The sequence below is a fragment of the Pantoea sp. GM_Pan_4 genome (genome assembly GCF_026541005.1).
In the GTDB taxonomy this organism is placed as follows: Bacteria; Pseudomonadota; Gammaproteobacteria; order Enterobacterales; family Enterobacteriaceae; genus Pantoea; species Pantoea dispersa.
Genome location: NZ_JALNUZ010000008.1, coordinates 208,111 through 232,493, shown reverse-complemented (window position 1 = coordinate 232,493; position 24,383 = coordinate 208,111). Strand labels below are relative to the sequence as shown.

22 protein-coding genes are annotated in these 24,383 nt (G+C 59.0%); 4 read left to right on the top strand and 18 right to left on the bottom strand.

Going from position 1 to position 24,383, the window contains the following annotated elements; all coding sequences use genetic code 11:
• Window positions 1–154: 154 nt before the first annotated feature.
• Genes hemG through pepQ form a run of 4 tightly spaced genes read right to left on the bottom strand, consistent with a single transcriptional unit; the run spans window position 155 to window position 4,148 of the window.
• The gene (gene hemG, locus OXR61_RS17085) at window positions 155–703 is read right to left on the bottom strand and encodes a menaquinone-dependent protoporphyrinogen IX dehydrogenase (RefSeq protein ID WP_021506934.1); all 549 of its coding nucleotides are present in this window, start codon (window positions 701–703) and stop codon (window positions 155–157) included.
• Window positions 704–720: 17 nt separating this feature from the next.
• The gene (trkH, locus tag OXR61_RS17080; protein ID WP_021506935.1) at window positions 721–2,172 is read right to left on the bottom strand and encodes a Trk system potassium transporter TrkH; all 1,452 of its coding nucleotides are present in this window, start codon (window positions 2,170–2,172) and stop codon (window positions 721–723) included.
• A 27-nt stretch (window positions 2,173–2,199) separates the two neighbouring features.
• Window positions 2,200–2,817 (bottom strand): IMPACT family protein, encoded by a 618-nt coding sequence (locus tag OXR61_RS17075; protein WP_021506936.1) that lies wholly within the window; start codon window positions 2,815–2,817, stop codon window positions 2,200–2,202.
• Window positions 2,817–4,148 carry a Xaa-Pro dipeptidase gene (gene pepQ, locus OXR61_RS17070; RefSeq protein ID WP_132465979.1) on the bottom strand — a complete coding sequence of 444 codons (1,332 nt, stop codon included), beginning with the start codon at window positions 4,146–4,148 and terminating at the stop codon, window positions 2,817–2,819. Before pepQ ends, OXR61_RS17075 begins: the two co-directional genes overlap by 1 nt.
• Window positions 4,149–4,333: 185 nt before the next feature.
• Here pepQ and fadB point away from each other — a divergent pair, with 185 nt between their 5' ends.
• Together fadB and fadA are read left to right on the top strand one after the other, a co-directional pair.
• On the top strand, window positions 4,334–6,517 hold the full coding sequence (fadB, locus tag OXR61_RS17065; RefSeq protein WP_267412471.1) for a fatty acid oxidation complex subunit alpha FadB: 2,184 nt from the start codon (window positions 4,334–4,336) through the stop codon (window positions 6,515–6,517).
• 10 nt (window positions 6,518–6,527) lie between these two features.
• A complete protein-coding gene (fadA, locus tag OXR61_RS17060) occupies window positions 6,528–7,691 on the top strand; it encodes an acetyl-CoA C-acyltransferase FadA (protein WP_267412470.1) in 1,164 nt (387 codons plus the stop codon).
• 84 nt (window positions 7,692–7,775) lie between these two features.
• On the opposite strand, the gene fre is transcribed toward fadA, so the two are convergent.
• From fre to pepE, 3 genes are all read right to left on the bottom strand, one after another.
• Window positions 7,776–8,477 (bottom strand): NAD(P)H-flavin reductase, encoded by a 702-nt coding sequence (gene fre, locus OXR61_RS17055; protein ID WP_021506940.1) that lies wholly within the window; start codon window positions 8,475–8,477, stop codon window positions 7,776–7,778.
• Between the two features lie 31 nt (window positions 8,478–8,508).
• On the bottom strand, window positions 8,509–9,993 hold the full coding sequence (ubiD, locus tag OXR61_RS17050) for a 4-hydroxy-3-polyprenylbenzoate decarboxylase (protein WP_021506941.1): 1,485 nt from the start codon (window positions 9,991–9,993) through the stop codon (window positions 8,509–8,511).
• A 73-nt stretch (window positions 9,994–10,066) separates the two neighbouring features.
• The gene (pepE, locus tag OXR61_RS17045; protein WP_058758126.1) at window positions 10,067–10,798 is read right to left on the bottom strand and encodes a dipeptidase PepE; all 732 of its coding nucleotides are present in this window, start codon (window positions 10,796–10,798) and stop codon (window positions 10,067–10,069) included.
• Between the two features lie 209 nt (window positions 10,799–11,007).
• On the opposite strand from pepE, the gene rfaH reads away from it, so the two are divergent.
• A complete protein-coding gene (rfaH, locus tag OXR61_RS17040) occupies window positions 11,008–11,496 on the top strand; it encodes a transcription/translation regulatory transformer protein RfaH (RefSeq protein WP_031279607.1) in 489 nt (162 codons plus the stop codon).
• Here rfaH and tatD read toward each other — a convergent pair.
• From tatD to udp, 10 genes are all read right to left on the bottom strand, one after another.
• Complete coding sequence (gene tatD / locus OXR61_RS17035; RefSeq protein ID WP_058758125.1) at window positions 11,493–12,275, bottom strand: 3'-5' ssDNA/RNA exonuclease TatD; 783 nt, start codon at window positions 12,273–12,275, stop codon at window positions 11,493–11,495. The two genes, rfaH and tatD, sit on opposite strands and share 4 nt — an antisense overlap.
• A 107-nt stretch (window positions 12,276–12,382) precedes the next feature.
• A complete protein-coding gene (gene tatC / locus OXR61_RS17030) occupies window positions 12,383–13,144 on the bottom strand; it encodes a Sec-independent protein translocase subunit TatC (protein WP_021506945.1) in 762 nt (253 codons plus the stop codon).
• A gap of 2 nt (window positions 13,145–13,146) precedes the next feature.
• Complete coding sequence (gene tatB, locus OXR61_RS17025) at window positions 13,147–13,698, bottom strand: Sec-independent protein translocase protein TatB (protein WP_267412465.1); 552 nt, start codon at window positions 13,696–13,698, stop codon at window positions 13,147–13,149.
• 9 nt (window positions 13,699–13,707) lie between these two features.
• Complete coding sequence (gene tatA, locus OXR61_RS17020) at window positions 13,708–13,950, bottom strand: Sec-independent protein translocase subunit TatA (RefSeq protein ID WP_010618194.1); 243 nt, start codon at window positions 13,948–13,950, stop codon at window positions 13,708–13,710.
• 110 nt (window positions 13,951–14,060) lie between these two features.
• Complete coding sequence (gene ubiB, locus OXR61_RS17015; RefSeq protein WP_021506947.1) at window positions 14,061–15,698, bottom strand: ubiquinone biosynthesis regulatory protein kinase UbiB; 1,638 nt, start codon at window positions 15,696–15,698, stop codon at window positions 14,061–14,063.
• On the bottom strand, window positions 15,695–16,300 hold the full coding sequence (locus OXR61_RS17010) for an SCP2 domain-containing protein (protein ID WP_211727051.1): 606 nt from the start codon (window positions 16,298–16,300) through the stop codon (window positions 15,695–15,697). Before OXR61_RS17010 ends, ubiB begins: the two co-directional genes overlap by 4 nt.
• Window positions 16,301–16,306: 6 nt before the next feature.
• Window positions 16,307–17,065 carry a bifunctional demethylmenaquinone methyltransferase/2-methoxy-6-polyprenyl-1,4-benzoquinol methylase UbiE gene (gene ubiE / locus OXR61_RS17005; protein ID WP_021506949.1) on the bottom strand — a complete coding sequence of 253 codons (759 nt, stop codon included), beginning with the start codon at window positions 17,063–17,065 and terminating at the stop codon, window positions 16,307–16,309.
• A gap of 75 nt (window positions 17,066–17,140) precedes the next feature.
• On the bottom strand, window positions 17,141–18,652 hold the full coding sequence (rmuC, locus tag OXR61_RS17000; protein ID WP_159378068.1) for a DNA recombination protein RmuC: 1,512 nt from the start codon (window positions 18,650–18,652) through the stop codon (window positions 17,141–17,143).
• Window positions 18,653–18,769: 117 nt separating this feature from the next.
• On the bottom strand, window positions 18,770–20,041 hold the full coding sequence (locus OXR61_RS16995; RefSeq protein ID WP_267412458.1) for a tetratricopeptide repeat protein: 1,272 nt from the start codon (window positions 20,039–20,041) through the stop codon (window positions 18,770–18,772).
• 100 nt (window positions 20,042–20,141) lie between these two features.
• Complete coding sequence (gene udp, locus OXR61_RS16990; protein WP_241798936.1) at window positions 20,142–20,903, bottom strand: uridine phosphorylase; 762 nt, start codon at window positions 20,901–20,903, stop codon at window positions 20,142–20,144.
• A 300-nt stretch (window positions 20,904–21,203) separates the two neighbouring features.
• Between udp and OXR61_RS16985 the strand changes: the two genes are divergently transcribed.
• Window positions 21,204–22,043, top strand: a complete 840-nt coding sequence (locus tag OXR61_RS16985) for a dienelactone hydrolase family protein (protein WP_021506953.1) — start codon at window positions 21,204–21,206, stop codon at window positions 22,041–22,043.
• A gap of 53 nt (window positions 22,044–22,096) precedes the next feature.
• On the opposite strand, the gene metE is transcribed toward OXR61_RS16985, so the two are convergent.
• Window positions 22,097–24,367 carry a 5-methyltetrahydropteroyltriglutamate--homocysteine S-methyltransferase gene (gene metE, locus OXR61_RS16980; protein WP_267412457.1) on the bottom strand — a complete coding sequence of 757 codons (2,271 nt, stop codon included), beginning with the start codon at window positions 24,365–24,367 and terminating at the stop codon, window positions 22,097–22,099.
• Between the last annotated feature and the right edge of the window lie 16 nt (window positions 24,368–24,383).

Here is a 24,383-nt window from a genome sequence, read left to right as displayed (position 1 = left end):
CAGCGTTTTTCTCCGGCGGGGTGAATCGCTTCACGCCCTGCTGAGCCGTCTGCGTTGCCGCTTTGCCGTCTCAGTGGTGGCGCATTATAGGGAGTTAATTCTGGCTGACAAGGGTTTATTGCAAAAAAATGATCGTTCGGCCTAAATTTCACCACTACGCGTTATTTTGCGGCAATTTGCCTGGTAACTGTGCGAAATCCTGGGCAAAACGCGTGACTTTCTCCCAGTCGGTGTATTCAACTTCCTTCGATGTATCCGTTTCGCCGCCAGTCATACGCATAATGAACTGAATCATGATGCGATCGAACCAGCGATAGCGTGGATAGCGCAGCGCACCGGCAAACACCGCACAGCGATCCGGTTGCCACGGTGACTGCGCCAGGAACTTACGCGTATAGGCATTGGTTTCCGGCGTGCACTTATCGGCTTTACGCGCAGTAAGATTGACGCTGAAAAAGCCGCTGACGCGCTGCTGCAGTTCCGCCTTATATTGCGTGACGAATTTCATCAGCTCGGGCTGGAAGTGACCATAGCGAATCGAGGCGCCAATCAGCACGCGATCATACTGTGCCCACTCCACCTGCGGTGCCTGCGCCAGATCCAGCACATCACACAGCTGCTGCGGTGTCAGCGTGCGGGCAATACGCGCCGCGATTTCGCGGGTTTGCCCGTCACGGCTGGAATAAAGAATTAACGCTTTCATCACTCATTCCTGTTTTATTATTCGCGCCAGAAGGTGGGCGTGAACAGCACCAGCAGCGTGAACACTTCAAGGCGTCCAAACAGCATGGTGGAGATTAAAATCCACTTGGCGACATCATTCATCGACGTGAAGTTATCTGCCACCACACCCAGCCCCGGGCCAAGGTTGTTCAGCGTCGCCGCCACCGCGGCGAAGGCCGAGAAGTCATCCACGCCGGTGGCGATAATCGCCAGCATGCTGACCAGAAACACCAGCGCGTAAGCCGAGAAAAAGCCCCACACCGCTTCGAGAATACGTTCCGGCAGCGCACGGTTCCCCAGCTTAATGGTATAGACCGCATTGGGATGCACCAGGCGTTTCAGTTCGCGCGACCCTTGCTTGCACAGCAGCAGAATGCGAATCACCTTCAGGCCACCGCCAGTCGAACCCGCCATACCGCCGATAAAGGCTGAACACAGCAGCAGCACCGGCAGGAACAGCGGCCAGCGCGCAATACTGTCGGTGGTAAAGCCCGCCGTCGTCGCCATCGATACCACCTGGAAAAACGCCTGATTGAGGGTTTGCCAGCCGCTGGAATAGACATTATGGAACCACAGCACCAGGGTACAAATCAGCACCAGCGTCAGCTGCACGCCAATGAACATGCGGAATTCCGGATCGCGCCAGTAAACTTTCAGGTTTCGCCCGCTGAGCAACGAGAAGTGCAGGCCGTAGTTACAGCCGGAAATCAGCAGGAAAATCGCCACGATGGTATTAATAGTCGGGCTATTGAAGTAGCCGATGCTGGCATCATGGGTAGAAAAACCGCCGATGGCGATGGTCGAGAAGCTGTGGCCGATAGCATCAAACATCGGCATGCCCGCCAGCCACAGCGCCAGCGCACAGGCCACCGTCAGCAGCACGTAAATCAGCCACAGGGTTTTCGCCGTTTCGGCAATGCGCGGGCGCATTTTGTTATCTTTCAGCGGTCCCGGCATCTCGGCGCGATACAGCTGCATACCGCCGACGCCGAGAATCGGCAGAATGGCCACCGCCAGCACAATGATCCCCATACCGCCAAGCCACTGCAGCATCTGACGATAGAACAGAATCGCTTTCGGCAGCGAGTCGAGCCCCACCAACGTGGTGGCACCGGTGGTGGTTAAGCCCGAGAAGGATTCGAAGAAGGCGTCGGTCACTGACAGATGTGGCTGCTCGGCGAAGATAAACGGCATTGCCCCCACGCTGCCCAGCACGGTCCAGAACAGCACCACAATCAGAAAGCCTTCACGCGGTTTCAGCTCACTTTTTTGTTTGCGGTTGGGCCACCACAGCAGCGAACCGATGACGATCGCCATCATAAACGTCTGACTGAACGCGCGCCCGGCACCGTCGCGATAAATCAGGGCCACTAAGCCAGGCAGGATCATGGTTACCGAGAACAGAATCACCAGCAGGCCCACGATGCGGGTAATGGCGCGAAAATGCATTCAGCCGTTTCCTTTAAACAGATGCGGTTAGTTGTCCAGCGGGATCAGCGCCAAAGCGCCCCGGCTGTAATCAGAAAGGTTTTGCCTGAAGCCATCAATCTGCGGATGGGGCAACGCCAGACGTAGCGTAATGCGATCCTGATAATGGCTCTGTTCAATACTGCCGTCAAAACGCTGCAGCAGACGCTCTATATCGCTCAGCTGCGCATAGTCACACTGCAGGGTAAAACGTTGCATCGGCACTTTGCGCTGGCGCGCCAGCAGCTTCAGCCCCTGCTGCACGCCGCCACCGTAGGCTTTCACCAGCCCGCCGGTGCCCAGCATGATACCGCCATAATAGCGCACCACCACGGCGGTGATCTCGCCCACGCCGCTGCCCATCAGCTGCGCCAGCATCGGCTTACCGGCCGTGCCGGAGGGTTCGCCATCGTCAGAAAACCCCAGCTGTTGTGAATCATCGGGCGCGCCCGCCACCCAGGCCCAGCAGTGATGCCGCGCGGTCGGGTGTTCGTGCTTTACCTGCTGCACAAAGGCGCGCGCAGCGGCCACCCCATCGGTATGCGCCAGCAGGGTAATAAAGCGGCTCTTTTTGATGGTCTCCTCGCTGAGACTGACGGCCTCAGCGGGAATGTCGTAAGCGTCCATCAGGCCAGATGCAAGTCACGCGTCATGTTTTCGATGCGGCTGGCGTGAATCACCACATTATCCTCGATACGAATGCCCCCGTACGGCTTCAGGGCATCAATTGCCTGCCAGTCAAAGTGCTGACTGAACTTACCGCTGCGCAGCGGCGCCAGCAGTGAATCGATAATATAGAAGCCCGGTTCAATGGTCAGCACCATGCCCGGCTGCAGCACCCGCGTACAGCGCAGATAAGGATACTGCGATGGCGCCGCCAGATGCGTGCCGCTATCGTCCTGCATAAACCCGGCAACGTCGTGCACCTGCAGGCCCAGCGGATGGCCGAGACCGTGCGGCATGAAGGGGCCGGTGAGGTTTTCCGCCACCAGCGTCTCTTCGCTCAGCCCCTGCACCAGTTCAAACTTCAGCAGCAGACGCGCGATACGCTGATGCATTTGCAGATGGTAATCGGTATAGCGCACGCCAGCTTTCAGCGTGGCGATCAGCGCTAGCTCTTCTTTATTCATCGCAGCAACCATTTCCGCGTAGCGCGTTTTGCTCTGCGCCGCGTAGCTGCGCGTCAGGTCTGCCGCATAGCCAAGATACTCTGCGCCGGCATCTATCAGGAAGCTGTGACGTTTCGCCGGCGGCTGGTGATCAAGCCGGGTGTAGTGCAGTACCGCAGCATGCTCATTCAGCGCGATGATATTGCCATACGGTACATCAATGTCACGGTGGCCGGTGGCGGTCAGATAGGCAAGATTGATATCAAACTCGCTCATGCCGGAGAAGAACGCCTCTTTCGCTGCGCGATGGCCTGCCACCGCCAGCTTCTGCGCTTCGCGCATACAGGCCAGCTCGTAATCGGTTTTGATGCTGCGATGATAATGCAGGAAGTCGATGACGCCCTGAGGATTGATCCCCTCGCTGCGGATGCCCAGCTGGGTGGCGCGGGACGGTACCGGCCCGATATAGGCCACCTTGTCGCGCTGTGCCGGCAACAGCTGAGCGATATCGTCAGCGTTTTTCAGGCCGATGACCTCGACATCCTGGGTCCAGAAGCTGTCCGGCAGTGGCTCGACGTTGTGCCAGTAATCGACCGGCGAGTAGAACCACAGTTTGGGTTTATTCACGCCATCGATCCACAGCCAGCAGTTGGGCACCTGGGTCACTGGTACCCAGGCTTTAAACTGGGGATTCACCTTAAACGGATAGTCATGATCGTCAAGAAATACGGTCAGCAACTCGCCTGAATGAATCAGCATGGCGTCCAGCTTAAAGCGCGCCAGCACCTGTTGCGCACGCTGCTGCAGCGTTGAGATATGCGCGTGATACAGGGTTTTCAGTGAATCCATGGACTTGTCTCCGATGTCGCGAAAGTGGCGGCAGTGTAGCACAGCCGCGCGGGGGATGCCGTGCTGCGCGCGCTGTGATCGCCGTATCAAATAAGCAAACTCTCGTTTGCAAAAAATTAACATGACACCCACACTCCTGATCATCTGGTATGACCAGATCACCTTTCGCGTTTCAGGAGACGGACATGCTCTACCAAGGCGATACCCTTTCAGTGCACTGGCTTGACGATGGCATCGCCGAGCTGGTTTTTGATGCGCCCGGTTCGGTGAACAAACTTGATACCAAAACCGTCGCCGCCTTAGGCGAGGCGCTGAGCGTACTGGAGCAGCAAAGCACGCTGCGCGGCCTGCTGCTCTCTTCCGCCAAACCGGCGTTTATTGTCGGGGCGGATATCACCGAATTTCTGTCGCTGTTTGATGCGCCCGCTGAACAGCTCAGCCAGTGGCTGACGTTTGCCAACAGCATCTTTAATCGTCTGGAAGATTTGCCGGTGCCAACCATCGCCGCCATTGACGGCTACGCACTGGGCGGAGGCTGCGAGTGTGTGCTGGCGACCGACTTCCGCGTGGCCACGCCCACCGCGCGCATTGGCCTGCCGGAAACCAAACTCGGCATTATGCCGGGCTTCGGCGGCAGCGTGCGTCTGCCGCGCCTGCTCGGTGCCGACAGCGCGCTGGAGATCATCGCCGCCGGTAAAGATATTGATGGCCCGGGCGCGCTGAAGCTCGGTCTGGTGGATGCGGTGGTCAGCAGCGAGAAGCTGCGCAGCGCGGCGCTGACCATGCTGCAGGATGCCATAGCCCAGGGCAGCTGGCAGGCGCGTCGCGCGCCGAAGCTGGCACCGCTTAAGCTCAGCCCGATTGAAGCTGCGATGAGTTTTACCCTCGCCAAAAGCATGGTGCAGCAAACCGCCGGTAAACACTATCCAGCGCCGATCGCCGCGGTGCGAACCATCGAAGCGGCAGCGGGCTTAGGTCGTGATGATGCGCTGAAGCTGGAAACCGCTGCCTTTGTGCCGCTGGCGCAGAGCGATGTGGCACGTGCGCTGGTCGGCATCTTCCTCAATGACCAGTACGTAAAAGGCCTGGCGAAGAAACACAGCAGCGCGGCCGGCACGCCAGAGCAGGCGGCGGTACTGGGCGCGGGCATCATGGGCGGCGGGATCGCCTGGCAGTCGGCCTGGAAAGGCGTGCCGGTGAAGATGAAAGACATTAATCCGCAGGCGCTGACGCTGGGCATGAATGAAGCCAGCAAGCTGCTTAACAAGCAGCTGGAGCGCGGCAAAATTGACGGCACGAAGCTGGCCAGCGTGCTGGCGAGCATTCAGCCGACGCTGGATTACAGCGGCTTTGACCGCGCCGATGTGGTAGTGGAAGCGGTGGTCGAGAACCCGCAAATCAAGGCCAAAGTGCTGGCTGAAACCGAGCAGCAGCTGCGGGATGATGCCGTGCTGGCCTCGAATACTTCCACCATTCCAATCAGCCAGCTGGCGCAGGCACTGCAGCGTCCGCAAAATTTCTGCGGCATGCACTTCTTTAATCCGGTGCCGCGTATGCCGCTGGTCGAAGTGATTCGCGGTGCGCAAACCTCTGAAGCCACCATCAGCAAAGTGGTGGCGTGGGCCAGCAAGATGGGCAAAACGCCGATTGTGGTGAATGACTGCCCCGGCTTCTTTGTGAACCGCGTGCTGTTCCCCTACTTTGCCGCCTTCAGCCTGCTACTGCGCGACGGCGCGGACTTCCGCCAGATCGATAAAGTGATGGAGAAGCAGTTTGGCTGGCCGATGGGGCCGGCGTGGCTGCTGGACGTGGTGGGCATTGATACCGCGCATCATGCGCAACAGGTGATGGCGCAGGGCTTCCCGTCGCGGATGCAGAAAGATTACCGCGATGCCATTGATGTGCTGTTCGAAGCCAAACGCTACGGCCAGAAAAACGGCCAGGGCTTTTACCGCTGGGAACCGGACAAAAAAGGCAAAGCGCAGAAGCGAGCCGATGTAGAGGTCGATGCGCTGCTGGAGCCGGTATGTGAACCGAAGCGGGTATTCAGCGATGAAGAGATCGCCAACCGCATGATGCTGCCGATGCTCAACGAAGTGGTGCGCTGCCTCGAAGAAAACATCATCGCTTCCCCCGCCGAGGCGGATATGGCGCTGGTGTATGGCTTAGGCTTCCCGCCGTTCCGCGGTGGCGCGTTCCGCTATATGGACACGCTGGGCATCAGCAATGTCGTCGATCAGGCTAAACGCTACCTCGCGCTCGGCCCGCTATACGCGCTGCCTGAGCTGCTGGTTCAGAAAGCCCACCAGCATCAGAACTGGTATCCCGTCGCTCAACCGATTGACGCAGCGGCGCTGCAAACTGCCTGAGGTAATGAACATGGAAAACGTAGTGATTGTTGATGCCGTGCGCACGCCGATGGGCCGTTCCAAAGGCGGCGCCTTTCGCCAGGTGCGCGCCGAGGATCTCTCCGCCCATCTGATGCGCGAACTCCTCAGCCGCAATCCGGCCGTCGATGCCGCCGCGCTGGATGACATTATCTGGGGCTGCGTGCAGCAGACGCTGGAACAGGGCTTTAATATCGCCCGCAACGCCGCGCTGCTGGCGGAGATCCCGCATCGCGTGCCGGCCAGCACCGTCAATCGCCTGTGCGGCTCGTCCATGCAGGCGCTGCACGATGCGGCGCGCGCGATTATGGTCGGCGATGCCCACAGCTGTCTGATTGGCGGCGTGGAACATATGGGCCACGTACCGATGAACCACGGCGTGGATTTTCATCCTGGCCTGGGGCACACCGTGGCGAAAGCGGCGGGCATGATGGGGCTGACCGCCGAGATGCTGGCGCGCATGCACCACATCAGCCGTGAACAGCAGGACGCCTTCGCGCTGCGTTCACACCAGCGCGCTGCGGCCGCCACTCAGCGCGGTGATTTCAAACGCGAAATCGTGCCGACCTACGGCCACGATGCCGATGGCGTGCTGAAACGCTATGACAGCGATGAAGTGATTCGCGAGGACACCAGCCTTGAAGGCTTAGCCGCGCTGCGTCCGGCGTTCGATCCGGTCAACGGCACGGTTACCGCCGGCAGTTCGTCGGCGCTGTCCGACGGCGCGGCCGCCATGCTGATCATGAGCGAAAGCCGCGCGCGCGAACTGGGACTGTCGCCGCGCGCACGCATCCGCAGCATGGCGGTGGTCGGCTGCGATCCGTCGATCATGGGTTACGGCCCGGTACCGGCCAGTAAGCTGGCGCTGAAGCGCGCCGGGCTGAGCGTGCAGGATATCGATCTGTTCGAACTCAATGAAGCCTTCGCCGCGCAGACGCTGCCGTGTCTGAAAGATTTAGGGCTGCTGGAGCAGCTGGATGAGAAAGTGAACCTTAACGGCGGCGCAATCGCACTCGGGCATCCGCTGGGATGTTCCGGCGCTCGTATCAGCACCACGTTGCTGAATCTGATGGAGCGTCGCGATGCACAGTTTGGTCTGGCAACCATGTGCATTGGCTTAGGCCAGGGCATCGCGACGGTATTTGAACGGGTTTAATACGTTGACCACTACACTTGCACGTGTTCCCGCCCAACCGGGCGGGCTTTTTCCGGCGGCACATGCATGCGCACCGGTCACACATCAGATAAAGGCAAACGCATCGCCATACATCTGCGCTTCTAACGCACCACGTTCGGCACAGAAGCGCTCGCGGGCAATTTTTGCCATCTCAAACCGGCCAGCAATATAGATATCGTGTCCGCTCAGGCTGGCATAATCCTGCATCACCGCGGTCAGCACCGTGCCGCTGCGCCCCTGCCAGTCCTCCGCCGGCTGCTCCACCACCGGAATCACTTTCAGGTTCGGATGCTTCACCGCCAGCGCATTGAGCTCATCCAGATCGTACAGATGTCTCAGCTCGCGGCCGCCCCAGTAGATAGCGATATCGCGATCCGGCTGCTGCGCCAGCGCAGTCAGCAGAATCGAACGCGCATAGGAGAAGCCAGTGCCGCCGGCAATCAGCACAATCGGCCGCGCGCTGTCTTCACGCAGCCAGGCGTCGCCGTGCGGCATATCCACGGTGATCTGCCGATCGTTTTTGATGCGATCCATCACCGCCATGGCGTACAGGTTCAGTTCTGAGGCACCAATGTGCAGCTCAATGATGTCCTTTTCCATTGGCGTCGATGCCAGCGAAAACGGGCGCTTGTCGCGCTCATCCATCACCACCATCAGATACTGGCCGGCGCGGAAGCTAAAATCCGCCGCCGGAATTAACCGCACGCGGTAAACCGTGTCCGTAATTGCTTCAACCGAAGTCACTTTGCAGCTTAACGTCGTCATAGGTGCCCTTTTTTATGGTTCTCAGCCGCCATCAGCGCTGCGGCGGCTCGGCAAAGATCGCTAACTCATCCCAGATTGCATCAATACGCGCCGTAACCGCAGGATCTTTCACAATCGGCGTCCCCCATTCACGCTGGGTTTCACCCGGCCACTTGTTGGTGGCATCCAGTCCCATCTTCGAGCCAAGTCCGGAAACCGGCGAAGCGAAGTCGAGATAGTCAATTGGCGTGTTTTCTACCAGTACCGTATCGCGCGCCGGATCCATTCGCGTGGTGATGGCCCAAATCACGTCGTTCCAGTCACGCGCGTTGACGTCATCGTCACACACAATCACAAACTTGGTGTACATAAACTGGCGCAGGAACGACCACACGCCGAACATCACGCGCTTGGCGTGACCGGCATACTGTTTTTTAATCGTCACTACCGCGAGGCGATAAGAGCAGCCTTCCGGCGGCAGATAGAAATCCACAATCTCCGGGAACTGTTTGATCAGAATCGGCACCAGCACTTCGTTCAGCGCCACGCCCAGTACCGCGGGCTCATCCGGCGGACGGCCGGTGTAGGTGGAGTGGTAAATCGGGTTGCGCCGCTGGGTTACGTGCGTCACGGTAAATACCGGGAAGCTGTCTACTTCATTGTAGTAGCCGGTGTGATCGCCGTACGGCCCTTCCGGCGCCATGTCGCCCGGTTCGATGTAGCCTTCCAGCACGATTTCGGCGCTGGCCGGCACTTCCAGATCGTTCGAGACGCACTTCACCACCTCGGTTTTGTTGCCGCGCAGCAGACCGGCAAACGCATATTCCGATAGCGTATCCGGCACCGGCGTGACCGCACCAAGAATGGTGGCCGGATCGGCGCCCAGCGCCACCGCCACCGGGAAGCGTTCACCGGGATGCGCTTTGCACCACTCCTGGAAATCCAGCGCGCCACCGCGATGCGACAGCCAGCGCATGATCACACGGTTTTTACCAATCACCTGCTGACGATAAATGCCGAGATTCTGCCGCTCTTTATGCGGTCCGCGCGAGACGGTTAAACCCCAGGTAATCAGCGGCGCCGCATCGCCCGGCCAGCATTTCATGACCGGGATGCGCGCCAGATCGACCTCGTCACCGCTGAAAATCTCTTCCTGACACGGCGCATTACGCAGCCGTTTGGTCGGCATGTTCAGCACCTGTTTGAACTGCGGCATCTTATCGAACAGATCGCGGAACCCCTTCGGCGGCTCCGGCTCTTTCAGAAACGCCAGCAGCTTACCCACCTCGCGCAGCGCGCTGACCTCTTCCTGGCCCATACCCATGGCTACGCGCTTCGGCGTGCCAAACAGGTTGCATAGCACCGGCATGCTGTAGCCCTTCGGGTTTTCGAACAGCAGCGCCGGGCCACCGGCCCGCAGCGTGCGGTCGGCGATTTCGGTCATCTCGAGGACAGGATCGATCTCCTGAGTGATGCGCTTTAACTCGCCCCGCTGTTCCAGCAGCGCGAGAAAGTCTCGTAAATCCTGATATTTCATGCGGCGTTAGTCTTCCGGCCAGAGTGAAGCGTCATTATAAGTTTGTTCACGCCAGCGTGTTTGAGTTTCTGCGTCAGGCGGGCTGACAGGAAAACGGCACCAGCGACTGCAGGGCCAGCACATCGTGATAAGCGGCAATCGCTTCACCGTGACGGAACACTTTGAAATCTTCACCGCGCGCGCTGTAGTAGCGCAGACGGTTCTCACTGACGTGCAGGAAGCTGGCTTCCCGCAGCGCAATCACCGACTCCTGCGGATTCACCGCGCAGAACTCGGCCAGACGCTCATCACGGGTTTCGCCCATATGGCCGCTGACGTGCGCATCAAGATAGTGAGGATTGATTTGCACCGGGAACAGCCCCAGCGCAGGCAGCACCACGCTGCTGCGTACCGGCATATCATTGGTGGTGCGAATCGACGGCGTCGCCACGTTGCAGCCCGCGCTCCAGCCAACGTAAGGGACGTCGCGCTCGCGCACTGCGCGCTGAATCGCCACGATCAGCCCCTGCTCGTGCAGCATCTGGTTCAGCAGCCAGGTATTGCCGCCGCTCACCAGAATCAGCTCCGCCTGCTCAATGGCCGCAACTGGTGTCTCGAACTCATGTACCGTGCGCACCGGAATGCCCAGTGACTGAGATAACGCCTGCGCACGCTGGGCGTGATCGTCACGAATAATGGCGTAGGGCACCAGCACCGCCGAGGTGATACCGCGCTGGGCAATCATCGCGTGCAGTTGCGGATGCGCATAGCTCAGCAGCGGCGCATCGTCGGCCACTTTGCCATTACTCAGTAAAAACAGTTCCATCAGCCCGTCCTTTTTCTTCGTCTAATGGGTTGGCAGTCTGATACAGATGATCGCCAGACGTCAATTTTCTTGCTGAAAAGCGTTAGTTCGCCGCACCAATCGGAAAATTCGTAGAGATTTTTCTTGTGTGACCGGGTTTCCGGCCGCCGATGCGCTATAACTCTGACAACAGGTTTGTTATTCTTAGCGTCCATTATTTGGGAGCAGTTATGGAATCCTGGTACTTACTCTATTGCAAACGTGGTCAGCTGTTGCGCGCGAAGGAGCATCTTGAGCGGCAGGAGGTGAATTGCCTCAGCCCGATGATCGCTCTGGAGAAGATTGTGCGCGGCAAACGCACCACCGTGAGTGAGCCGCTGTTTCCCAACTATCTGTTTATCGAATTCGATCCGGAAGCGATTCACACCACCACCATCAGCAGCACGCGCGGCGTCAGCCACTTTGTGCGCTTTGGTGCCATGCCCGCGACGGTGCCGTATGAAGTGATCGAAGCGCTGCAAACTGATGCGCCGCAGATCCTGCTGGATCCGGAAACGCCGCAGGTTGGTGATGAAGTGCTGATCACCGACGGCACCTTTGAAGGGCTGCGCGCTATCTTTGCCGAGCCCGATGGTGAAACCCGCTCAATCCTGCTGCTTAACCTGCTGAATAAACAGGTGATGCGCAGCGTGGACAACAAGCAGTTCCGTAAGGTTTAAGCCAGCCTGAATAGCTGACGCGCGTTGTGGTCGACGCGTGCCGCCAGTGCGTCTGGCTGTTCACCACGCCAGTGCGCCACCTGCTGAACGATATGCGGCAGAAAGCAGGGTTCGTTACGGCGCGAGGTCGGACGCGGTCGCATATCGCGCGGCAGCAGATAGGGCGCGTCCGTCTCCAGCAGCAGACGATCTGCCGGAATCAGCGGCAGCATGTCACGCAGTGCCATTCCGCGCCGTTCATCGCACACCCAGCCGGTAATGCCCACCGATAAGCCCAGCGCCAGGCAGGCTTCCAGCTCGTCACGCGTGCCGGTAAAACAGTGCACCACCGCGCCCACCAGTTTCGGCAGCCACGGCTGCAGCACCGCCAGAAAACGTTCATGCGCCTCACGACAGTGTAAAAACACCGGCAGCTGCAGTTCTGCCGCCAGCTGGAGCTGCGCATCAAACGCGTACTCCTGCTGCTCGTGCGCGGAAAGATTACGGTTGAAGTCGAGTCCGCATTCACCAATCGCCACCACCTGCTCGCTGTCAGCCAGGCGGCGCAGCGTACTGGCGGTTTCCGCCGACCACTCGCTGGCATGATGCGGGTGCACGCCGGCGGTCGACCAGCAGTAGCCCGCGTGCCGGGTCGCCAGCTGACGCGCCTGCTGGCTCTCCAGGGCATTGGTGCCGGTGATTAACAGGCCGGTGACGCCTGCTTCGCGCGCGCGTTTTACCACCTGATCGCGATCTTTTGCGAATTGCGTGCTGGTCAGGTTTACACCGATATCAAACATGTTTGCTCCCCATTCCGTCTTAAAGCGACGGATAGAAAAACCGCCCGGCAGGCGGGCGGTTAAGATTCATCATCACCCCATCAGCGGGATGCCCTGCATAAAAGACATCAGGCGTCGGGGTTCTGTTCCTCATCGTCTGCCGCCTGACGTCCTTTACCCACATAGTAGCGGGAGAAGAATACGCCGACTTCAAACAGGCAGTACATCGGAATAGCGAGCAAAGTTTGCGAGAAAACGTCCGGCGGTGTGAGCAACATCCCAACCACAAACGCGCCGACCAGAATATAGGGCCGTTTCTTTTTCAGATCGTCCGGGCTGGTAATGCCGGTCCAGCACAGCAGCACGATGGCAATCGGTACCTCAAACGCCACGCCAAACGCCATGAACAGCGTCATGACAAAGTCGAGGTAGTTGGTGATGTCCGTGGCGATGGTGACGCCCTGCGGCGCGGTTTTGGCGAAGAAGCCAAATGCCAGCGGGAACACAATGAAGTAGGCAAAGGCCACGCCGACATAAAACAGCAGCGTACTGGAGAACAGCAGCGGCATCACCAGGCGGCGCTCATGGCGATACAGCGCGGGGGCGACAAACGCCCAGACCTGATAAAGAATCACCGGCACCGCAAGAAACACTGACACAATGATGGTCAGTTTGATCGGCGTAAAGAACGGTGAGGCCACGTCAGTGGCGATCATGCTGGCGCCGGCGGGCATCTGGCTAATCAGCGGCGCTGCCACCGCGTGATAGATGTCGTTGGCGAAGTAAACCAGACAAAGGAAGATAACAAACACCGCGATGATGCAGTTCAGCAGACGCTTGCGCAGCTCAATCAGGTGGCTGATGAGCGGTTGGGTATCTTCAACGGCCATGTTTATCGTTCATCTTTTACGGGAGGAGTGGTCGTGGTCGCAGGCGCGACGGAATCGCTGTGGCTGGTGGCTGGTGCAGGCTGCGGCGCCTGCGCCGGGGCGCTGGCCTGATGTGCCGCGCTGGCCGGCGTCACAACGCTGTGCGGCTCAGCGGGCTGCGGTGCTGCAACGGGCTGCGGTGCGGCAGCGGGCTGTGGCGCGGCAGCGGGCGGCTGATGAATGGTGTTGGCTTCATCTTCCGCTTTTTCGATATCGATGCTCTGCTGTACCGAGCGCTTCATGGAGTCCGCAGTTTTACGCAGCTCTTCCATGGATTGCTTCAGCTCCGGCGACAGCGTGCCGCGTCCTGCCTCTTCGACCTTTTTCAGGCTGTCCTGCAGCTCCTGCAGTTTCAGCTCCTGGGCCAGTTCGTTCTGCACATTAGCAGCCAGCGAGCGAATGGCCCGGATCCAGCCAACAACGGTTTTCACCGCAACCGGTAAGCGCTGCGGGCCCAGTACAATCAGCCCGATCACGAACACCAATACCAGTTCACTAAAACCAATATCGAACACAGTTTTACCTTACTTGTCCCGGGCGTCGTCTTTGCTCGCCGGGGTGTGCTGTTTGTCTGCCAGTTTGGCGTTGAAGTCAGCGTCCTGCTCTTTCGGTTGATCCTTTTTCTCGTCTTCATCGCTCATGGCTTTTTTGAAGCCGCGAATGGAAGAGCCTAAATCCGAACCCAGGTTACGAAGCTTATTGGTACCGAACAGAAGTACAACAATGACGGCAATGATTAACAATTGCCAAATACTGATACCGCCCATGAGATATGCCTCTAATATTCTGTGAAAAACGGTTAACTGTAACGCACAGAAAGTCCGTTTTTACCCGGACTTAAGCCTGCGACATTACGCGATTTGCACCAGGCAGACAATCAGTTTGTCTTGCGCCAGCCGATGAGCCAGGTGACGATGCCGGCGGCCATTAACAGCGCCGGGAAGAAGTCCCAGTCAGGCCGGCTCAACAGCACGGCGGTGCCACTTAATAACAGTGTAGCCCCGACGCCAAACAGATAACGTGCCTGATGATGACGGGTGCGCTGCGCGTTCAAATCGGTGACGAGTTTATCGACACTGTGCTGCAATAACTTGTGCTGGCGCATACTGTCGTAAAAAAGCTCCGGCAGCTCCGGCAGTTTCTCTGCCCAGAACGGCGCCTTCTCTTTCACCGCCCGCAGGATGGCCGGAATGCCAATCTGATCCTTAATCCAGTCCTCCAGGAACGGCTTGGCGGTTTTCCACAGATCGAGCTGCGGATAGAGCTGACGGCCGATGCCCTCGATGTACAGCAGGGTTTTCTGCAACAGCACCAGCTGCGGCTGCACTTCCATATTGAAACGGCGCGCGGTGTTGAACAGATTGAGCAGCACGTGACCAAAGGAGATTTCCGCCAGCGGCTTTTCGAAAATCGGCTCGCACACGGTGCGGATCGCGAACTCAAAATCTTCCACGTTGGTATCCGGCGGTACCCAGCCCGAGTCGACATGCAGCTCGGCCACTTTGCGGTAGTCGCGGTTGAAGAAGGCGATGAAATTTTCCGCCAGGTAGCGCTTATCTTCTTTGTTCAGCGAGCCAACGATGCCGCAGTCAATGCCGATATACTGCGGATCTTCCGGATGCTCGTAGCTGACGAAGATGTTGCCGGGATGCATATCGGCGTGGAAGAAGCTGTCGCGGAACACCTGGGTGAAGAACACCTGTACGCCGCGTTCGGCCAGCAGCTTCATGTTGACGCCGTGCTGCTCCAGCGTGGCAACGTCGGAGATAGGAATGCCGTAAATGCGCTCCATTACCAGCATGGTTTCGCTGCAGTAGTCGGAGAACACTTCCGGCACGTACAGCATGCGGCTCTGGTCAAAGTTGCGGCGCAGCTGAATCGCATTGGCGGCTTCACGCAGCAGATTGAGTTCATCAATCAGCGTTTTTTCGTAGTCGCGCACCACTTCCATCGGACGCAGACGGCGACCGTCCGGCAGCAGACGTGGCACCCAGCGCGCCAGGCGGTAAATCAGCTTCATGTCAGCTTTGATTACCGGCAGGATATCCGGGCGAATCACTTTGATCACCACTTCGCGGCCGTTGGATTTCAGCGTCGCGGTATGCACCTGGGCAATCGAAGCCGATGCCAGCGGTTTGATATCGAAGTCGTCGAACCAGGTTTCTACCGGGCCGCCAATCGAACGCTCAATCTGCGCTTTGGCTTTCACGCCATCGAACGGCGCCACACGGTCCTGCAGAATCGCCAGCTCATCGGCAATTTTCGGCGGGAACAGGTCGCGGCGCGTCGAGAGCATCTGACCGAACTTGATCCAAACCGGACCGAGCTGTTCCATGGCCAGACGCAGACGGATGCCCATCTCGGCTTCTTTGTGCCGGTTGGGGATCCAGAAAACACAGCGCCGCCACAGCCGCAGCGGCAGCGTAATGCGCATATGCGGAATTAGTTCATCCAGCCCGTAGGTCAGAAAAACTTTGATAATGAAGTATAAGCGCCGAATTTCTCCCAGCGTCATTTCGCCTCCAGCTGTGCCAAACGCGCCTCAAACGCATTAAGCGCACGTTCCATCGCTTCTACCTCCTCACAAAACCACGCCTGCTCCAGCGCCCCAGGTGCCACGCGCCACTCTTCGGTCAGCACCTGCCCCAGATAATCCTGACGGCGGGTGACCTGCTGTCTGAGCTGGGCCAGCGCACGCTGAGCGGCCTGGCTGATGCCCTGTGCCACGATGTCGCCCACCCACGGCGCGAGATATTCCGCCGGGTCGAGTTCAGCCAGATCCATCAGCGCGGAGAATTGCTGTACCACCTGCAGATCGCCTTCCACGTCCAGCTCACCGCTGCGAATCAGGCTGGTCAGCTGCTGACGATCGCGCAGCTTAGGCAGCGTGCTGAAACGCAGGCTGACGCTGCAGTCGCTGCGGTCCTGCCAGTCACTCAGCACATCCAGCTGGTTTTCACTGAACACCAGCACCAGCGGAAAATCCAGCTCCTGCAGGCGCAGCAGCAGGACTTTGCCGGCCAGACGCTGGCGTGCGGTTTTCAGGCTGCGATCGCGGTACAACACACGGTTCAGGGCGGTCTCAAGACCGCCAGTGATGAGAGGGGTAAAAGTCATGATTAATCAGAACTTAAAGCCACGATGCAGCGCCACAATGCCGCCGGTCATGTTGTAGTAGCTGGTATTTTCAAAGCCAGCGTCGTTCATCATCGCCTTCAGGGTTTCCTGATCCGGATGCATACGAATCGACTCCGCCAGATAGCGATAGCTCTCCGCGTCTTTTGCCACCAGCTGGCCGATGCGCGGCAGAATGTGGAAAGAGTAAGTGTCGTAGGCTTTGCTCAGCGGATCGAAAACCGGTTTAGAGAACTCCAGCACCAGCAGACGGCCGCCCGGCTTGAGCACGCGGAACATCGACGCCAGCGCCTTCTCTTTTTCGGTCACGTTACGCAGGCCGAAGGAGATGGTGATGCAGTCGAAATAGTTATCCGGGAACGGCAGCGCTTCTGCGTTAGCCTGCACGTAGCTGACGTTGCCGGTTACGCCGAGATTGCGCAGCTTTTCGCGTCCCATCTTCAGCATTGAGCTGTTGATGTCCGCCAGCACCACCTGACCGGTTTCACCGACCAGGCGCGAGAATTTTGCCGTCAGATCGCCGGTACCGCCGGCCAGATCCAGGACGCGCTGACCGCGGCGCACGCCGCTGCTGTCGATGGTAAAACGCTTCCAGACGCGATGGATGCCGAACGACATCAGATCGTTCATCAGGTCATATTTCGCCGCGACGGAGTGAAACACGTCCGCGACTTTATCGGCCTTTTCACTTTTGGCGACGGTCTGAAAGCCAAAATGGGTAGTTTCCTGCTGTGATTCATCTGCCATCGGTTTTACCTGTTCCACAAACAATACTTCCCGAAGTGTATCAGAGTCGGGCGATCCGAGCACGCCACCGGCGTGTTATTCGTTGATGCGGCGCAGGGAAGCGGCGGAAGAATCTGCCGCATTTTCAGCGGGCTCGCTATCATCGCCCCATGTATCATCCGCCGCGTCGGGCTGCGCCTGCTCTGCCAGCTGGGGGTTGATGGGCCGTTTGATCTCTACGCCAAGCGCACGAAACGACTCGCTCTGGGCGATCAGGTTGCCGCGCCCCTGCGCCAGCTTTTTCATCGCCAGCTGATAACTCTGCTGCGCTTTGTCGAGGCTATGCCCGATGCCGCTCATGTCATCGACAAACAGCCGCATCTTGTCGTACAAGCGCGCAGCGCGGTCGGCGATGCGCTGGGCATTACGGCTCTGATGCTCATAGCGCCACAGATTATTAATGGTGCGCAGCGCCACCAGCAGCGTGGTCGGGCTGACCAGCATAATGTTTTGCTGCAGCGCTTCGCTGATCAGCTCCGGCTGGCGGTCGATCGCCAGCAGAAACGCCGGTTCGACCGGAATAAACATCAGCACATAATCCAGCGAGCGTAAACCGGGCAATTGTTGATAATCTTTACGCCCCAGCAGCCGGATATGGCCGCGCACCGCGTTGATGTGCTCCTGAATCGCCTGTTCGCGCATCAGCTCATCGTCGGCGTTGAAGTAGCGCTCATAGGCAATCAGCGTCATTTTGGCGTCAATTACCACATCTTTACCCTGCGGCAGACGCACAATCACATCCGGTTGCATACGGCCCTGTTGCTCCAGCTGCACGCTGACCTGGGTCTGGTACTCGTAGCCTTCGCGCAGGCCTGAGGCCTCCAGCACCCGGCTGAGCACCACTTCGCCCCAGTTGCCCTGAATTTTATTGTCGCCCTTCAGCGCTTTGGTGAGGTTGATCGCTTCCTGCGCCATCTGCGCGTTGAGCTGCTGCAGCTGACGAATCTCGTGCGCCAGCGTGTGGCGTTCACGCGCTTCCTGGCCGAAGCTGTCGTTGACCTGGCGGCGGAAGCCGTCCAGCTGTTCGCGCAGCGGGCCGATCAGGCTGTTGAGGCTCTGCCGGTTCTGCTCGTCGACGCGTTTTCCGCTGTTTTCGAAGATTCGGTTGGCGAGGTTTTCAAACTGCGCACTCAGGCGCTGTTCGCTGTTGGTCAGCAGACGCTGCTTCTCCTCAGCGGCGAAACGCGTCTCTTCTAATCGAATGGTGACTTCCCGTAGTTCGGCTTCCTGCGCGCTGTTAACTTCCAGCTGATTACGCAGCTCGCGGCTGAGCTGTTCACTCTCGGCCCGCCAGTAATCCAGCTGCTGCAGGCGCTCCTGCGCGCCGCTTAGCGTGCCGTGTAGCTGGCGCAACTCCTGTTCGCGCTGCTGCAGTTGCTGTTGCAGCTGTTCCAGCTGCTGCTGCTGACGCTGCTGCGCCTGTTCCAGCAGGCGGCGTTCTGTGGTGAAGCTGGCGTGCTGATGGCCGGCGCGCAGCTGGGCAATAATCCAGCCAATGCCCAAACCGGCCAGCGCCAGCGCGCCGCTGATGATAAGTTGCTGATCCATAATCCCCCCGCGGATCGTCTCGCTGAGGAGAAGGTAGAGCGCCACTGTATGAATGTCCAGAACATTCATGGCAACCCGCGGATTTTATCGCGGGCGCGATGGGCATCGTCCGGGCCACTACAGGGCGCGCACGGTCAGGTCGCCCGCTTTCCAGGCGTCGATCAGGAAAAACGGCATCGGCAGCACCCATTCACTGTCGCTTTTCACCTTCGCCGGATAGCACCAGCTGTTGCCGCCGTAAGTCAGCTCCACCTGCTGCTGGCCATTTTCGGCGTTGGCCACTTTGCCGGCCATGCTGGCGAAACCGGCGTTGCTGCCGACGTGGAAGCTGTCGGTCTGCCAGCGAATCGGCGCATGCGCCGGCCATGGCTGCGCGTGGTGGAAGTGAAAGATATCGTCGTGATTGAGGATGCTGTCGCGTACCGTGGGCCACAGCGCTACCTTGAGGAAGTACTGGTCGGTAAAGCGCTCGCTGCCGTCATACTGCGCGATAAAGTCGCGCATCTGCTGTTCCACGTTGTGAAACACGCCGTGACAGCCGCCCCACATGCCGGCCAGTAACAGCTCGGTGTGCGAGTAATAATCGCGCATGTGGTGGAACCAGAATGGCGAAGCCAGCCAGGCATCGACGGCCGCCACTTCGCGCTCTGACAGCAGCGAATCCGCATCGCGCACGATGTAGCGTTTTACGCTGGCATCGTCCATCACCAGAAAGCGCCACAGCGTAGGGAAAATGGTTTTCTCCTGCGACATATCCACCAGCTGGGTGTTTGGCTGGGTCAGGCGCTGCCACACGTGCTGCGGCACGCTATCGTCGAGATAGATGCGACACATCCAGTCCGGATAGAGCTCGCGCGCCACCTCAACGTTTTTAATCAGGGTTTCGCAGTAGCGCGGCTGACCGCCGTACAGGCTGAAGGAGATGATATTTTCTGCCGGATTGCTGCGGTTAATCGGCGCAGGCGCCGGTGCGGGAAAAGTCGCTTTCGCGCCCTGACTGAAACGCATGTCGGATTGGGTGAGCGATTCGAGGCCATAACGCGCCACTTCATCTGTCTTACCCAGCCAGCCACACACTTCCGTCAGGCCATCCAGCCAGGTTTCCGACGCCTGCGCGCGCTGCGCCGCCGGTGCCTGATAGATTTTCTGGTAAATCTTGTAGGATTTTTTATGTTCGCCGACGCGCATCAGCGTCAGCGCGTAGTCGCTGAGCACCTGCATCTGGTTAGGCATGACGCGCAGCACTTCTTCGCAGCACTGGCGCGCCAGAGGATAATCTGACGCGGCCATTGCCTGACGAAACCGCGCGGCGGCACTCTCAATGCGGGCCTGCATTGCAGCAGGGCGGCTGGTAAAACCCGGACGTGGGACAGAGATCGTTTTGCGCATAGGAAATTTCTCAGAATCGGCTGAAATTGCGCGCATTCTAATCAGGCAATTGCTGAGCTCCCTATAAGCCTGGTCTCGAAATCATTCCCTGACTGGCGCGCTAAAGTAAGCGACGCGCGGCATCCACCACAATTTTCACCGCATCGCTTTCTGTCTGCTTCATAGTGGCCGCATCCGGGATCTCTTTTTGCGTGCGATTCACGATGACGCCAGCCACCATGCCGGCACGCAGTCCCTGACTGGCGCACATGGTTAACAGTGTAGCGGATTCCATTTCATAGTTAAGTACGCCCATTTGCTGCCACTCTTTCATCGAGCCCTGGAAGCGGCTCACCACGCGTCCGGAGAAGGTGTCGTAGCGCTCCTGGCCAGGATAGAAGGTGTCTGACGAGGCAGTGACACCAATATGCGTGGTCGCACCGCAGGCTTCTGCCGCGGCCACCAGCGCGGTGGTGCAGGCGAAATCAGCCACCGCCGGGAATTCCATCGGCGCAAAGTGCAGGCTGGCACCGTCCAGACGGACCGAGGCGGTGGTCACCAGCACATCACCCACGTTGATGTGTGGCTGAATCGCGCCGGTGGTACCCACACGCAGGAAGGTACGCACGCCCAGCTGCGCCAGCTCTTCAACGGCGATAGAGGTGGACGGACCGCCAATACCGGTGGAACAGACGACCACCGCTTTGCCGTCGATCTCCGCCAGCCAGGTGGTGAATTCACGATGCGACGCGAGGTGCTGTGGATTCTCCATCAGCGCTGCGATTTTCTTCACGCGCTCCGGATCGCCAGGAACAATCGCCAGCGTGGCTCCTTTCAAATCGGCTTTGGTGATGCCAAGGTGGAAAACGTCAGACTGGGCCATATCAGACTCCTGGAAGATAAGGGGAATAAGCGCGCCACTTTACGTCAGCGGCCCGGATAAATATGTGACTGAATTCACTATCAATAATGAAAGTTACATTGAACTAAAGATATTGTGTGACTCTAATCACATATTAGCGGTCTGCTGCGCTGAATTGCTACAAGCGGTGCTGTGTAACCGTAAAAGGCAGTGTTAATAGAGAAGCAGATCAGGTTAACCATCCCCCGTACCCTACGCCAGCCTTGCCGTAAGGCCAGGCTATAGTTACGTGATTGCGCACTTGCTAGCACGGAGAGAACCATGAAAACCGAAGACAATATGGCACAAAAATCCGCCACCGACGGCTTTGCGCCAGCGGTGCAGCCCACCGCAGCCAGCACCATCATTACCGCCAGCGATGCCATTCACGCGGGCGAGACGTCCGTGCCGAGCCAGGGTGAGAACCTGCCGGCTTATTATGCTCGTCCGCAACAGTTTAGCGGCACGCTGCCGGTCGTGCTGGTGGTGCAGGAAATTTTCGGCGTGCACGAGCACATCCGCGATCTGTGCCGCCGTCTGGCACTGGAAGGCTATCTCGCCGTGGCGCCGGAGCTCTATTTCCGCGAAGGCGATCCCAACGATTACAACGATATCCCTACCCTGTTCAAAGAGCTGGTGAGCAAAGTGCCGGATTCGCAGGTACTGTCGGATCTCGACCACGTGGCCAACTGGGCGGCGCGCCACGGCGGCGATATCCGTCGTCTGGCGATCACCGGTTTCTGCTGGGGCGGTCGCATCAGCTGGTTGTTTGCCGCCCATAATCCGCAGGTGCGCGCCGCCGCCGCCTGGTACGGTCGCCTGGAGGGCGAGAAAACGCTGAAGCAGCAGAAACATCCAATTGATATTGCAGTGGATTTGAATGCACCGGTGCTGGGCCTGTATGGCGGCCAGGATGAAAGCATTCCACTGGAAAGCATCGATAAGATGCGCCAGGCCCTGCACGCGGCTAATGCCAAAGCCGAGATTGTGGTGTATCCGGAAGCTGGCCACGCCTTCAACGCTGACTATCGTCCGAGCTACCACGCCGATTCCGCACAGGACGGCTGGCAGCGCATGCTGGCGTGGTTTAAGCAGTATGGCGTCGCGCCAAACGCGGAATAAAAAAAGGGGCGCCAGCGCGCCCCAACTCAACAACACAACGTATTATCCTGCCATCAAACGGTTTCGGCGCGCAGCTTCTGCGCCGCTTTCACCATGTTGGCCAGCGCCTGACGCGTTTCACTCCAGCCGCGCGTTTTCAGGCCACAGTCCGGGTTCACCCACAGGCGCTGCTGCGGAATACTCTGCGCCGCTTTGCGCAGCAGATCTTCCATCCACTCCACGCTCGGTACGTTGGGAGAGTGGATGTCATACACGCCCGGCCCGATTTCATTGGGATATTCAAACGCTTTAAACGCATCCAGCAGATCCATATCAGAACGTGAGGTTTCGATAGTGATCACGTCGGCGTCCAGCGCGGCGATCGAATCCATGATGTCGTTGAACTCGCAATAACACATGTGGGTGTGAATCTGCGTCTCGTCCTGCGCCACCGCGGCGTTGAGGCGGAACGCGTCCACCGCCCAGCGCAGGTAGGCTGCCCAGTCAGACTGATGCAGCGGCAAGCCTTCACGCAGCGCCGGTTCGTCAATCTGAATGATGCCGATACCGGCTTTTTCCAGGTCCTGCACTTCGTCGCGCAGCGCCAGCGCAATCTGTTTAGCGATGGTTTCGCGCGTCACGTCTTCCCGCGGGAACGACCAGCACAGGATGGTGACCGGTCCGGTCAGCATGCCCTTCACCGGTTTGTCGGTCAGCGACTGCGCATACTTTGCCCACTCGACGGTAATCGGCTGCGGGCGGCTGACGTCCCCGATGATCACCGGCGGCTTAACACAGCGCGAGCCGTAGCTCTGTACCCAGCCGTTCTGCGTGAAAACAAAGCCGTCGAGGTTTTCGCCGAAGTACTCCACCATGTCGTTACGCTCGGCTTCGCCATGCACCAGCACGTCGAGCCCCAGACGCTCCTGCTCCGCAATCGCCTGCCGGATGTGTTCCGCGATACCGGTGCGGTAGTGGCCGCCGTCAATGTTGCCTTTTTTGAAGTCGAGGCGCAGGCCGCGAATCTCGGTCGTCTGCGGGAAAGAACCGATGGTAGTGGTGGGCCACGCTGGCAGGTTAAAGCGCTGACGCTGCGCCTGAGCACGCACGGTGTAGCTGCTGTTGCGCTCAGTGTCTCTGGCCTGGATTTGCGCCAGACGCTGCGCCACGGCGGGGTTGTGCACGCGAGCAGAGTTTGCCCGGGCGCGAATCGGCGCGCTCCAGGCGTGCAGCGCAGCGGCATCGTGCTGGTTCAGCGCCTGACTCAGCAGCGACAGCTCCGTACACTTCTGTAACGCAAAGGCGAACCAGCTTTTTACCTCGTCGTCGAGGCGGGTTTCCACGCTCAGATCAATGGGGCTGTGCAGCAGCGAACAGGAGGAACCGATCCACAGCTGCTGACGCTGGCCGGTCAGCGGCTGCAGGCGCTCAAACCAGCGGGTGAGATCGGCGCGCCAGACGTTACGACCATTGATTACCCCCAGCGACAGCAGCCAGTCCGCCGGGATCTGATGGTTGAGCTGCTGGAGATCGTCTTTGCCGTGCACCAGATCAACATGCAGGCCCTGCACCGGCAGCGTTTTGATGACATCAAGATTCTGACCAATGCTGTCGAAGTAGGTGGTCAGCAGCAGTTTCACTTCGCCCTGTAGCGCGTCGTACGCCGGTTTAAACGCCTCGCGCCACGCCTGCGGCAGTTCCAGCGCCAGCGCCGGCTCATCAATCTGCACCCATTCGATGCCGCGCTGACGCAGTTCTGCCAGCACCTGACGGTACACCGGCAGAATGGCCTGCAGCAGCGACAGGCGGTCAAAGGCGTCACCTTTCACCTTACCCAGCCACAAATACGTCACCGGCCCCAGCAGCACCGGTTTGATGGTGTGGCCGAGCGCCAGCGCTTCATCCACCTCGTCCAGCAGTTGCGTCCAGCTGAGACGGAACTGCTGACCCTGGGTAAATTCCGGCACGATATAGTGATAGTTGGTGTTAAACCATTTGGTCATCTCCGCTGCCGCCGCAGGTTCGCCGCTGGGCGCCCGACCGCGGCCGATGCGGAACAGGGTGTCGAGGTCAATCGAGCCGTCTTTATTCTGGTGCCGTGCCGGTACGTTACCGAGCAGCAGACTGGTGGTCAGTACGTGATCGTACCAGGCAAAATCGCCGACCGGCAGCAGATCAACACCGGCGTCTTTCTGCTGCTGCCAGTGACGGGCGCGCAGTTCACGACCCACCGCCAGCAGTTCGTCCTGTGAGCTGTTCCCGGCCCAGTAGCTTTCCTGCGCTTTTTTCAGTTCGCGGCGCAGTCCGACGCGAGGGAAACCGAGAGTATGGTTCAGAATGATCATGTGAGATTCTCCAGAA